The organism is Halomonas litopenaei, from assembly GCF_017303055.1.
Classification (GTDB): Bacteria; Pseudomonadota; Gammaproteobacteria; order Pseudomonadales; family Halomonadaceae; genus Halomonas; species Halomonas litopenaei_A.
The window spans coordinates 21,953-33,504 of record NZ_JAEKJT010000004.1 but is presented as its reverse complement, the minus strand read 5'-3'; the positions used below and the strand labels follow the sequence as shown (position 1 = coordinate 33,504).

General features: G+C 63.0%; 11 protein-coding genes. 9 read left to right on the top strand and 2 right to left on the bottom strand.

Annotation, left to right across the window (positions count from 1 at the left end; all coding sequences use genetic code 11):
* Window positions 1–21 precede the first annotated feature (21 nt).
* Together JF545_RS07570 and JF545_RS07565 are read left to right on the top strand one after the other, a co-directional pair.
* A complete protein-coding gene (locus JF545_RS07570; protein ID WP_206940950.1) occupies window positions 22–1,203 on the top strand; it encodes an ATP phosphoribosyltransferase regulatory subunit in 1,182 nt (393 codons plus the stop codon).
* A gap of 158 nt (window positions 1,204–1,361) precedes the next feature.
* Complete coding sequence (locus JF545_RS07565) at window positions 1,362–2,657, top strand: adenylosuccinate synthase (RefSeq protein ID WP_206940948.1); 1,296 nt, start codon at window positions 1,362–1,364, stop codon at window positions 2,655–2,657.
* Window positions 2,658–2,736: 79 nt separating this feature from the next.
* On the opposite strand, the gene JF545_RS07560 is transcribed toward JF545_RS07565, so the two are convergent.
* On the bottom strand, window positions 2,737–3,459 hold the full coding sequence (locus tag JF545_RS07560) for a GntR family transcriptional regulator (RefSeq protein ID WP_206940946.1): 723 nt from the start codon (window positions 3,457–3,459) through the stop codon (window positions 2,737–2,739).
* A gap of 213 nt (window positions 3,460–3,672) precedes the next feature.
* Here JF545_RS07560 and JF545_RS07555 point away from each other — a divergent pair, with 213 nt between their 5' ends.
* The 7 genes from JF545_RS07555 (at window position 3,673) to JF545_RS07525 (ending at window position 10,328) form a co-directional block, all read left to right on the top strand.
* Window positions 3,673–3,957 carry a UxaA family hydrolase gene (locus tag JF545_RS07555; protein ID WP_206940944.1) on the top strand — a complete coding sequence of 95 codons (285 nt, stop codon included), beginning with the start codon at window positions 3,673–3,675 and terminating at the stop codon, window positions 3,955–3,957.
* Between the two features lie 2 nt (window positions 3,958–3,959).
* Entirely contained in the window at window positions 3,960–5,129 is a 1,170-nt protein-coding gene (locus tag JF545_RS07550) for a UxaA family hydrolase (RefSeq protein ID WP_206940942.1), read from the top strand.
* A gap of 149 nt (window positions 5,130–5,278) precedes the next feature.
* Window positions 5,279–6,244 carry a tripartite tricarboxylate transporter substrate binding protein gene (locus JF545_RS07545; RefSeq protein ID WP_206940938.1) on the top strand — a complete coding sequence of 322 codons (966 nt, stop codon included), beginning with the start codon at window positions 5,279–5,281 and terminating at the stop codon, window positions 6,242–6,244.
* Window positions 6,245–6,254: 10 nt separating this feature from the next.
* Window positions 6,255–7,781, top strand: a complete 1,527-nt coding sequence (locus JF545_RS07540) for a tripartite tricarboxylate transporter permease (protein ID WP_206940936.1) — start codon at window positions 6,255–6,257, stop codon at window positions 7,779–7,781.
* The gene (locus JF545_RS07535; RefSeq protein ID WP_206940934.1) at window positions 7,778–8,269 is read left to right on the top strand and encodes a tripartite tricarboxylate transporter TctB family protein; all 492 of its coding nucleotides are present in this window, start codon (window positions 7,778–7,780) and stop codon (window positions 8,267–8,269) included. Before JF545_RS07540 ends, JF545_RS07535 begins: the two co-directional genes overlap by 4 nt.
* Window positions 8,270–8,349: 80 nt before the next feature.
* Window positions 8,350–9,285 (top strand): hydroxyacid dehydrogenase, encoded by a 936-nt coding sequence (locus JF545_RS07530; protein ID WP_206940932.1) that lies wholly within the window; start codon window positions 8,350–8,352, stop codon window positions 9,283–9,285.
* A complete protein-coding gene (locus tag JF545_RS07525) occupies window positions 9,282–10,328 on the top strand; it encodes an Ldh family oxidoreductase (protein WP_206940930.1) in 1,047 nt (348 codons plus the stop codon). The genes JF545_RS07530 and JF545_RS07525 overlap by 4 nt, the downstream gene beginning before the upstream one ends.
* Before the next feature lie 7 nt (window positions 10,329–10,335).
* Here the strand turns inward: JF545_RS07525 and JF545_RS07520 are convergent, their stop codons facing one another.
* On the bottom strand, window positions 10,336–11,352 hold the full coding sequence (locus JF545_RS07520; RefSeq protein ID WP_206940928.1) for a LacI family DNA-binding transcriptional regulator: 1,017 nt from the start codon (window positions 11,350–11,352) through the stop codon (window positions 10,336–10,338).
* Window positions 11,353–11,552: the final 200 nt, after the last annotated feature.

The window sequence follows — 11,552 nt, the reverse complement described above, 5'->3', positions numbered from 1 at the left end:
TCGACCAGGCAGGATATCGACATGACCATCGCTGACCGCTGGCTTCTGCCCGACGGCATGGACGAGGTGCTTCCTCCTCAGGCCAGCCGGATGGAGGAGCTGCGCCGGGCGCTGCTCGACCTCTTTCATCTCTGGGGCTACGACCAGGTGATGCCGCCTCCCGTGGAGTTTCTCGACTCCCTGTTGACGGGTACCGGCACGGACCTGGATCTCCAGACCTTCAAGCTTACCGACCAGCTCACCGGCCGCATGATGGGGGTGACGGCGGACGTCACGCCACAGGTCGCGCGGATCGACGCGCACTCGCTGAAACGCGAGGGGCCGGTACGCCTTTGCTATTGCACCAATGTGCTGCGCGCCAAGGCCGACAAGCATCAGGGCGGACGTAGCCCGGTGCAGGTTGGTGTCGAGCTGTTCGGCAGTGCCAGCCTGGCCGCTGACCTCGAGATTCTGCGCCTGGCGCTGGAAAGCCTGGAGGCCTCGGGTGCCGGTGAAGTTCACCTGGCGCTGGGCCATGTGGGTATCTACCGTAATCTAGTGGAAGTGGCTGGCTTGGATGCGGAGGCGGAGTATGCGATTTCCGCGGCCCTGGCGCTCAAGTCACCCGGTCAGCTGGAAGCCGAGGTCGCGCGCACCGTCAGCGATCCGGCGCTGGCCACCATGTTTCGTACCCTCGGCGAACTGCACGGCGGCCCCGAGGTCCTCGATCAGGCCCGCGAAGCCTTTGCCGAGGCGCCGCAGGCCGTCAACGATGCCCTCGACAAGCTCTATGACCTGTACCAGGGCGTGCAGCGCGAGCATCCCGAGGTAGACTGCTACTTTGATCTGGCTGAGCTGCGTGGCTATCAGTACCACACGGGCATGATGTTTGCCGCGTATGTGCCGGGATATGGTCAGGCACTGGCCAAGGGCGGTCGCTATGACGATACCGGTCGTGCCTTTGGCCGCGCCCGTCCGGCGACAGGCTTCTCCATGGACCTCAAGCTGCTGGCTACCCTGGCCACCAAGGATCCGGCCGGAGACAGCGTGTGGGCGCCTGCTGATGAGGGCGCTCCAGGGCTCGACGAGGCGGTACAGACGCTTAGGCGACAGGGCCGCCGTGTGATCCAGGGCCTGCCGGGACAGCGTGCTCCAGGGCACGACTGCAGCGAGCAGCTGGTCGCTAGAGGACAGGAGTGGGTGCTAGAACCCCTCACCACGTAACGCCAGAGTAAGGTGATGCCTTCTCACGAAGGCCGAATCGGGGCGCCGGGGTCTGGCGCTGACACCGACAGTGGCGCCACGCAAACGCTGTCTCCAGTCGCGATTCGCGAGCTGTGCAGTGTTTCCCCAAGGCGCAACCAAGAGAGACGAGAAGAGCAATGGGCAAGAACGTAGTCGTACTGGGTACCCAATGGGGCGATGAGGGCAAGGGCAAGGTCGTTGACCTGCTGACCGAATCTGCCTCCGCCGTGGTGCGTTTTCAAGGCGGTCACAATGCCGGCCATACGCTGGTGATCGACGGTGAGAAAACGGTCCTCCACCTGATTCCGTCCGGCGTTCTGCGCGAAGACAAGACCTGCGTCATCGGCAACGGCGTGGTGCTGTCTCCTGAAGCGCTGATCAAGGAAATCCGTGAGCTCGAGAGCAAGGGCGTGCCCGTGCGCGAGCGTCTGCGCCTGTCGCCAGCCTGTCCGCTGATCCTCGACTACCATGTGCGCCTTGACCAGGCCCGCGAGAAAGCGCGCGGCATTGCCAAGATCGGCACCACCGGTCGCGGCATTGGTCCGGCCTACGAAGACAAGGTTGCCCGTCGCGGCCTGCGCCTGGGTGATATGCTGCACCGCGAGCGATTCGCCTCCAAGCTGGGCGAAGTGCTGGACTATCACAACTTCGTGCTGACCAAGTATCACGGTGAAGAGCCGGTGGACTTCCAGGCGACGCTCGAGAGCGCCATGCAGATGGCTGAAGAGCTGCGTCCGATGGTGGCCGACACCGTCAGCCTGGTTCACGACCTGCGCAAGGATGGCGAAAACATCCTGTTCGAGGGCGCCCAGGGCTCGCTGCTGGACATCGACCACGGCACCTACCCCTACGTCACCAGCTCCAACACCACCGCGGGTGGAACGGCCACCGGCTCCGGCGTTGGTCCGCTGTACCTGGACTACGTGCTGGGTATTACCAAGGCCTACACGACTCGCGTGGGTTCCGGTCCTTTCCCGACCGAGCTGTTCGATGAGCATGGCCGTCACCTGGCCGAGAAGGGCCACGAGTTTGGTGCGACCACCGGTCGTGCCCGTCGTTGCGGCTGGTTTGACGCCGTGGCCCTGCGCCATGCGGTACAGATCAACTCCGTCTCCGGCATCTGCCTGACCAAGCTGGACGTGCTCGATGGCCTCGAGAACATCCGTGTCTGCGTCGGCTACCGCAGCAAGGACGGCGACGTGCTCGATAACCCGGTGGACTCCGAGGGCTACGAGGCCGTCGAACCGGTCTACCAGGACCTGCCCGGCTGGAGCGAGTCCACCCTCGGCGTCAAGCGCGTCGAAGACCTGCCCAGTGCTGCTCGTGCTTACATCAGCTTCCTCGAGGAGCAGGTCGGTACCTCTATCGACATCATCTCCACCGGCCCGGATCGCAACGAGACCATCGTCCTGCGTAATCCTTTCGGGGCATAAGCAGCAAGACCGTAAAAGGCCGGCAATGATGCCGGCCTTTTTTTGTTTCTGACCCGCCCATTAGCTGCCGTTAGCCACTCTACAACTCATTGAAGTAACAGTGATGGCGTGTCTCGCAACGGGATACGCGGTATTCCAGTGCCTGGTCCTGAATATCCTTGGCAATGCGCCGAATCTCCAGAATCGGTGTTCCTTCCGCAATGCCCAGATGGGTCTGCTCATCCTTGCTTGCCGCCACCGCAAACAGGCGCTCCTCGGCGTGGCTTACGTTGCTGCCAAAGCGCTGCTGATACAGCTGGTACAGCGTGTTGGGCAGGGTTTCCGGATGGCTGTCCAGCGTGGCAAATCGCTCGGCACATACCACCACATCCTCAAGCAGTGCGGGGGTGCCTTCGAGCTCTCGTACCCGTTGAATGTGAATGACCTCAGCGCCATGGGCGAGTGCCAGTGCCTCACGTTCTTGTTCGCTTGCCTGGCGCTTCGTTCTGATCAGGATTCGCGACGTCGGTAGGGATCGTGTGCCGTCCAGTCGTGTGAGGTGGAAGAAGCGAAATAGCGAGCTGTCCTGATCGTGGGTGGCGACCACGGTTCCCTTGCCCTGATAGCGAATGACCACATTGTCGCTGGCCAGGGAGTCCAGTGCCTTGCGTAGTGTGCCCACGCTGACCTTGTACTCGTTGGCGAGCGCGGATTCGCTGGGAATAAACGTGCCGGGCGCCCATTCGCCGGACACGATGCGTTGCAGCAGGACGTCCTTGATCTGCTGATAGAGCGGGCGATAGCTGAGGTTGGGTTGTTCCATCGGATGTCCTTTCTTCGTTCCGCGAGGTCCGGTGCTTGCTGGACAGTATAGCGGTGGCCACCTGTAGATGATACTTGACTGTACTATATCCTATGTCCTATACATGAGTTGTGAGGGCGGCAAGCGTCGCCCGAGACCACCCGGCCATGATCAGGCCGTCCGGTCAGCTGGCGATATCACAACGTCAATAACATTCGTTCAGGAGAGCACAGCATGAGCATCGATTTTGTGGTTCACGATGCCGACGACAGCGTCGGGGTCGTGGTGGTGGAGGGAATCAAGGCAGGGCAAACCCTGACCGGCTGGGTGATGCACCAGGACCAGACCGTGACCTTTGCCGTCAGCAATGACATTCCAATTGGCCACAAGCTGGCCACGCGAGATCTGGCCGAGGGCGACACCGTGATCAAGTACGGGGTGGACATCGGTCGGGTGGTCAAGCCGATCAAGCAGGGTGAGCACCTTCACGTCCACAACGTCAAAACCAAGAGGTGGTAAGCATGGAAATCAAGGGACGCAAGTTTCAGGGATATCGTCGCGAGAATGGCCGGGTGGGCGTACGTAACCACGTGATCGTGCTGCCGGTGGATGATATTTCCAACGCTGCCGCCGAGGCCGTGGCCAATAACATCAAGGGCGCGCTGGCGCTGCCGCACCCTTATGGCCGACTGCAGTTCGGTGCTGACCTGGATCTCCACTTTCGCACGCTGATTGGTACAGGCTGCAACCCCAACGTGGCAGCGGTGATCGTCATCGGCATCGAGCCGGGCTGGACCAACAAGGTGGTGGATGGCATCAAGACCACCGGCAAGCCGGTCGAGGGCTTCTGGATCGAGCAGAATGGCGATCACAACACCATCTGCGCCGCCTCCAAGAAGGCCAAGGAATTCGTCCAGTACGCCAGCGAGATCCAGCGTGAAGAGTGCGACATCAGCGAGCTGTGGGTGTCCACCAAGTGCGGCGAATCGGACACCACCTCCGGCTGCGGTGCCAACCCTACCGTCGGTGATGCGTTCGACAAGCTGTATGACGCGGGCTGCACCTTGGTGTTCGGTGAAACGTCAGAGCTGACTGGTGGTGAACACCTGGTGGCCGAGCGCTGCGCAACGCCGGAAGTACGCCAGCAGTTCCAGGCCATGTTCGATCGCTACAGCGCCATGATTGATCGTCACAAGACCAGTGACCTGTCTGAGTCCCAGCCGACCAAGGGCAACATCGAGGGCGGCCTGACCACTATCGAAGAGAAGGCGCTGGGCAACATTCAGAAGATCGGTCGTCGCTGCAAGGTCGATGGTGTGCTCGACAAGGCCGAGACCCCGGACAAGCCGGGGCTATGGTTCATGGATTCTTCGTCCGCGGCCGCCGAAATGGTCACGCTGTGCGCGGCTGCTGGTTACGTTGTTCACTTCTTCCCGACCGGCCAGGGCAACGTGATCGGCAATCCCATCCTGCCGGTCGTCAAGATCTGCGCCAACCCGCGCACGGTGCGCACCATGAGCGAGCATATCGACGTGGATGTGTCCTCCATCCTCAAGCGCGAGATCAACATGGAAGAAGCGGGTGATCAGCTGCTCGAGATGATGGTGCGCACGGCCAACGGCCGACATACCGCCGCCGAAGCGCTGGGTCATCGGGAGTTCGTGTTGACGCGTCTCTACGAAAGCGCCTGAGACCGCGACACTGCTAGTGCAAGGTCCTCCCGGCAGTAGTCGGGAGGTTCGACGCGTTTGGAAAAGAAAGTTGTGCAAGAACGGCGAGCGATGTGGGCTCGCCACTTAGATCCTGACCACCCCATAACGACAATATCAGGAGTCACGTCATGCGCCTTTCCACTACCTTCACACTGACTGCGATGCTGGCAGCATCCTCCCTTGTCGCTCCGCTGGCGATGGCGGAAGCCGAGGACTTTCCGTCGAAGGATATCCAGTATGTCATTCCCTTTGGTCCCGGGGGCGAGTCCGATATCAGCGCCCGCCTGCAGCAAAAGTACTTTCAGGAGCTGACCGGCGAGCAACTGGTCATCCAGTACATGCCCGGAGGCGGCGGAGCGGTCGGCTGGTCGCAGCTCAATGACATGTCTGCCGATGGCTATACCATCATGGGGACCAACCTGCCCCATATTGTGCTCAAACCCATGGGCAAGGATGCTGGATTCGCTACCCAGGACATCCATAACTTCACCTTCTTCCACTATTCGCCGGATGCCATTCTGGTCAATGCCGACAGCCCTTATCAGACCCTTGAAGAGCTGGTCGAAGCGGCGCGCCAGGCCCCTGGCGCCGTGACCTTTTCGGGCAGCGGCACCTACAGCGCCAATGACGTGGCCAATACGCGTTTTCAGCAGCTGGCGGACGTGACCACCACCTATATTCCCTTCAAGGGCACCGGCGCTGCGGTCACCGCGCTGCTCGGTGGCCAGGTGCAGGCGGAATGGGGCTACACCACGGTCGCCGCCAATCATCAGGACAAGGTGCGCATGCTGGCGGTCGCGGCCGACGAGCGGCATCCGCTGTTCCCCGATGTTCCGACCTTTCAGGAACTGGGCTACGACATGGTAGGCGGTGCCTATCGTGGCATGGCGGTGCCTGCTGGCACCCCCGACGCGGTCACGGCCAAGCTGTCGCAGATCTTCGGCGAGATCAATCAGAACCCGCAGTTCCGCCAGGAAATGGAGGATCTGGGGTTCGTCCTGCTGGACGTCGGCAATGATGAGGTAGCGGATTTTCTGGTGGAACAGAGCGCCCAGTACGAGACCAGTGCACGAGAACTCGGCTTGATCGATTGAGGTTACGATCATGGAGCTCATCACTCATGCTCTCGGCGCGCTGTCGCCGCTGAATCTTGCGCTGGCCTTGCTGGGCGTCACCGCCGGCATCGTGATCGGCGCGCTGCCGGGGCTATCTGCCACCATGGCGGTGGCCGTGCTGGTCCCTGTCACCTTCGGCATGGCACCTGAGTCCGCGCTGATCATGCTGGGTGCCATCTATACCGGCGCCATCTACGGCGGCTCCTATTCCGCCATTCTGGTGAACACGCCTGGGACACCCTCGGCGATTGCCACCACTTTCGACGGCTACCCCATGGCGCAGCGGGGTGATGGTGATCTGGCCGTCACGCTGTCGACCATTGCCTCGGTGGTGGGGGGGCTGGTGGGGGTGCTGGCGCTATTGCTGCTGGCCCCCTTGCTGGCCCAGGTGGCTCTCAGCTTTGGCCCGGTCGAGTATTTCTGGCTGGCGATCTTCGGGCTCACCCTGATCTCTGCGCTGTCCGAGGACTCGACCCTGAAGGGCTTCATGGGGGCTGGCCTGGGACTATTGCTGTCCACGGTCGGCGTCGCGGTGATTGGTGGTGATATCCGCTACACCTACGGGATGCCGGTGTTGCTCGGCGGCATCGAGACCGTGTCGGCGCTGATCGGACTCTACTGTATTCCGGTACTGATCGACCTGGTGGCGACCCCAGCGGCTCACCTCAAAGTCGACGACGCATCCCGCGGCGTACGCTTCCGCGAGGGCCTGGGTGAGGCGATCAGGGGCAAGTGGAACCTGCTGCGCTCTGCGACCATCGGCACCGGCGTGGCGATCCTGCCTGGTGCCGGTGGCTCCATCGCCAGTCTGGTGTCCTACTCCGAGGCGCGTCGCGTGGCCAAGGACCCAGGCTCCTTCGGCAAGGGCAACCCACAGGGCGTGCTGGCGACCGAGTCTGCCAACAATGCCACCGTGGGCGGAGGGTTCATTCCTACGCTGGTTCTGGGCATTCCCGGCACGCCGCCGGATGCGGTGATCCTGGGGGCCTTGCTGGTGCAGGGATTTCGTACCGGGCCGGAGCTGTTCACCACCAACGCCGGCATCACCTACACCTTTGTGGCGGGGCTGTTCCTGGCGACCTGCCTGTTGCTGCCATTGGGCCTGTTGATCGGGCGCTACGCCTTCAAGTCGATCATCGCCATTCCCAAGGCGCTGCTGGTACCCACCATTGCCTTCATGACGGTGATCGGGACCTACGCCATACGCAACAGCGCCAGCGACGTCATGATCATGCTTTGCCTGGGCGTGGTGGGGTGGGTGCTGAACCGCTATGGCTTTCGGCCCTCACCCATTGTGCTGGGACTGATTCTGGGCCCCATCGCCGAGCAGGGATTTGTCCAGGGGTTTTTGATGGGACGTGCCAGCGGCTCCGTGGTCGGCACCTTCTTCGGAGGGCCGATCAGCCTGACCATCATCGCGCTATCGCTGTTGAGCGTCTTCTACCCGTTGGTCAAGGCGCGCCGCGTCGCCAAGCGGCAAGGCAACAACAGCCTTAACGAGGAGGTGTCGTCATGACGGCTGACAAGTCGATGCGTGCCGTACCGGCCGCCCGCTCTCGCGCCAGTGAGGTGCTGTTGCCCGTGCTGTTTATGGTGGGCGCTGGCCTTTGCCTGTGGGAAACCCGCCAGATGAGCCAGTTGGGCGCAGTGTTTCCTGCGGTCATCTCCGCAGGGGTGATGGTAGCCGCAGCACTGCGGCTGGCGCAGCTACTGCTGCGCGGGGTGATCGCGGGAAGCCCGGCGGGGGGAGGTTCCAGGCCTCGACGCCTGGCGCTGGTCGGGGTCATGTCGGTGTGGGCCCTGGCTCTGCCATGGCTCGGGTTTGTGCTGACCGGCCTTGGCAGCTTCGTGGCCTTGATGGCGGTAGCGCAGTATCAGCAATGGACGCGCAAGCGCTTGGCCGGACACCTGTTGGCCGGCTGTCTGCTGGTGGCGTTCTTCTACGTGCTCTTCGCCGTGGTACTCAACGTGCCGCTACCTACGGGACGCTGGCTTGCGGCATGACCCCACCCACACCCTGTCGTCCCCTGTGGCGGGCGAGATGTCCGCAGCAGGGGGGGGCAGGCAACAAGGAGAAGATCGTCATGGCCAGGATCGTGATTTCGGAGTTCATGGACGAGCGGGCGGTGGCCTGGCTCGCTCAACAGCATGACGTGGTGATGGACCCTCAGCTGGTGGATCAGCCCGAGCAACTGCGGGAAGCCGTCAGCCAGTGCGAGGCGCTGATCGTTCGCAACCGCACCCAGGTGGATAGTGCGCTGCTGGCGGCAGCCCCCCATCTCAAGGTGGTGGGACGCCTCGGGGTGGGACTCGACAACATCGCCCTGGACGAGTGCGCAAGGCGCGGGATCGAGGTCAAGCCCGCTCAGGGCGGAAACGCCGATTCGGTGGCCGAGTACGTGGTGACCGGCGCCTTGATGTTGAGACGCCGGGCGTACGCGTCCACTGAGGCGATGCTGCAAGGCCAGTGGCCCCGTCAGGCACTGATGGGCTGCGAGGTGAAGGGCGCAGTCATGGGGTTGGTCGGGCTTGGAGTGATTGCCCGGGCGACCGCTCGACTCGCCATGGGATTGGGCATGCAGGTACAGGCTTACGATCCGCATGTGCCGGCCAGTGACCCCGTGTGGCAGACGATAGATCGGTGCGAAACGCTGAACGATCTGCTCGGGCGTGCCGATGTGCTCAGTCTGCATGTACCGCTGGTGGATCAGACGCGCCACCTGCTGGATCGCGAGCGGCTTTTCTGCATGAAACCCCAGTCCGTGCTGATCAATGCGGCGCGGGGTGGCGTGGTCGACGAAGCTGCCCTGGCGGAAGCGCTGACGAGCGGTCATCTGGCGGGCGCCATGCTGGACGTCTTCGAACAGGAACCTCTGGCGGCGGGGTCGGTGCTGGAGGGGGCGCCCAACCTGATCCTGACACCGCACATTGCCGGAGTGACGGAGGAATCCAATCAGCGTATCAGTCAGATGACGGCAGAGAACGTGGCCATCATGCTGACGTCTGAGGAGGTGTCATGAAGCAAGCTGAACAACCCAGCGAGGGAGCGCTGCCGCAGACCACCGCGCTGAGCCGGGAGCAGGCCGGCCACCTCGCCATGCAGGCAATGCTGGCCAGAGGCTTTGCCGAGCGCGAGGCGACGCTGACGGTAACAGCATTGCTGGACGCCGAGCGCGACGGCTTGCCGTCTCACGGCCTGTCGCGACTGCCGTTCTATCTCGATCAAGCCGCCACCGGCAAGGTCAACGCCAGGGCGGTGCCCCGGGTGACGCGAGACGGGGCCGTCGTGCGGGTAGATGCTGATCAGGGGCTCGCCTTTCCTGCGGTGGCTCGCGGCCTTGAAGAAGGCCAGAAGGTGGCTGCCGAGTTGGGTGTCTGCGCTGTCTCCGTTGGACGCTCACACCATTTCGGTGTCGCTGGCGCTCCGGTGGAGAGCGCTGCCATGGACGGCTTCATGGCACTGGCCTTCAGCAACGCACCTTCGGCCATGGCGCCCTGGGGCGGTCACAAGCCACTGTTTGGCACCAACCCGATCGCCTTCGCCTGTCCGCGATGCTCTGGCCCACCGATGGTGCTCGACCTGTCCCTGTCCAAGGTGGCCAGAGGCAAGGTCATGCTGGCCCGCAAGGCCGGGCAACCTATCCCCGAGGGCTGGGCGGTCGGGCCCGATGGCCTGCCGACCACGGACCCGGACCTGGCCATTCAGGGCAGCATGGTGCCCGCCGGAGATGCCAAGGGTGCAGCGCTGGCGATGATGGTCGAACTGCTCTGCGCGGGCCTTTCCGGCAGTCGCTTCGGGTTTGAGGCGGGGTCGTTCTTTGAAGCCGAAGGTGAGCCCCCCGAAGTGGGCCACCTGATTCTGCTGTTCGATGCGGCTCGCTTTGCGCCCAACGTGCTGTCGCGTTGTGAAACCCTGTTTGCGGCGATGCTCGACCAGCCGGGGGTGCGCTTGCCAGGTGACCGCCGCCGCCAGCTTCGGCAGCAGGGTGGAGACCGCATTTCCTTGCCCGCCGGGTTGGTGGCAGAGCTTTCAGACATCGCCAGGAGCTTCTCCGGGGGCTAGGGATGTACTAGTCAGGAACAGGCCCCGTCGATTGGCGCAGCTTCACCTGCGCCTCCAGGGTGATATCCGCTGGTCGATGTCCGTGGCGTATCCACCCCATCAGCGCATCGGCCGCCTGGATGCCGATGTCCTTGGCGGGAACCGAGACGGTGGTCAAGGCGGGCGTCATGAACGCCGCCTGGGGCAGGTCATCAAAGCCGGTGATGGAGAGGGCATCGGGCACCCTGACACCACGGCGCTGTGCTTCCAGCAAGGCCCCTAACGCCAGGGTGTCATTGCCACACAGCAGAGCGCTGGGTGGGCGGTCGGACGTCAGCAGACGCGCGCAGGCCGCCGCGCCCTCAGCAATGCCATAGTCCACGACCTCTATCTGAGGTGCCGGGCATCCCGCAGCGGTCAGGGTGTCGGTAAACCCCTGAAGACGTGCCCTGGCGCGGTCGTTCTGGCCGAAGGGGGCCGTGATAATGCCAAAGCGTCGGTGGCCCAGGCCAAGCAGATGCTGGACCAGCTGGCGGGCGGCTGCGGCATTATCGAAGCCGATACATGGCCCCTGGGCCGTGGTAGAGGTCTGCCAGGAGGTCACGAAGGGCAGTTGTCGTTGCTGTAGCAGTGCATATGTCTGATCGTGATGCTCGTGGCCAATCAGCACGATACCGTCGACCCCATGCTGGACCAGCGTGCGCAGTGCCTGCAGCTCGTCATCCAGGTCGTAACGATAGGTCGCCAGCAAAAGGCGACAGTCATGTCCCTTGAGCTGGCGCTCGAGGTTGTCGGCCATGGTGCCGAAGATCGGGTTGTCGAGCGTGGGCACCAGCGCGCCGATTGCCCCTATGCGCCGCGATGCCAGTGCCCGGGCCGAGCCATCCGGCACGTAACCCAGCCGAGCCACTGCAGACTCGACCTTGGCCTTGAGTCGCTCGCTGACGTGGGGGGCCTGGTTGAGCACGCGCGATACCGACGCGGTGGACACGCCGGCTTCCCGGGCGACGTCTTCCAGTAGGGTTCTTCGCTGGCGCTCACTCATCTGGTGTCCTCGCTCGGTGGTATAGCCGGTTTGGCCTTTAGTCCTATAGAGGACTTTTTGCTGGACAGGTCCTATAGAGGAATCTACCTTGAGTAGTACGCTTTGTAAGCGCTTACAAAAATAATCTGACCAAAGTGTAGCACCGAGTGTCCATGGCTGCTGACGTCGTTTGGAGCGCTGGCCAACACTCGACACAACGC

Bases quoted from the DNA above. Each gene is read 5' to 3' on its own strand.
- JF545_RS07530 (WP_206940932.1), top strand. From the start codon at position 8,350: ATGGCCAGGATCGTGATTTCGGAGTTCATGGACGAGCGGGCGGTGGCC.
- JF545_RS07540 (WP_206940936.1), top strand. From the start codon at position 6,255: ATGGAGCTCATCACTCATGCTCTCGGCGCGCTGTCGCCGCTGAATCTT.
- JF545_RS07545 (WP_206940938.1), top strand. From the start codon at position 5,279: ATGCGCCTTTCCACTACCTTCACACTGACTGCGATGCTGGCAGCATCC.
- JF545_RS07570 (WP_206940950.1), top strand. From the start codon at position 22: ATGACCATCGCTGACCGCTGGCTTCTGCCCGACGGCATGGACGAGGTG.
- JF545_RS07520 (WP_206940928.1), bottom strand. From the start codon at position 11,352: ATGAGTGAGCGCCAGCGAAGAACCCTACTGGAAGACGTCGCCCGGGAA.
- JF545_RS07555 (WP_206940944.1), top strand. From the start codon at position 3,673: ATGAGCATCGATTTTGTGGTTCACGATGCCGACGACAGCGTCGGGGTC.
- JF545_RS07535 (WP_206940934.1), top strand. From the start codon at position 7,778: ATGACGGCTGACAAGTCGATGCGTGCCGTACCGGCCGCCCGCTCTCGC.
- JF545_RS07565 (WP_206940948.1), top strand. From the start codon at position 1,362: ATGGGCAAGAACGTAGTCGTACTGGGTACCCAATGGGGCGATGAGGGC.
- JF545_RS07550 (WP_206940942.1), top strand. From the start codon at position 3,960: ATGGAAATCAAGGGACGCAAGTTTCAGGGATATCGTCGCGAGAATGGC.
- JF545_RS07560 (WP_206940946.1), bottom strand. From the start codon at position 3,459: ATGGAACAACCCAACCTCAGCTATCGCCCGCTCTATCAGCAGATCAAG.
- JF545_RS07525 (WP_206940930.1), top strand. From the start codon at position 9,282: ATGAAGCAAGCTGAACAACCCAGCGAGGGAGCGCTGCCGCAGACCACC.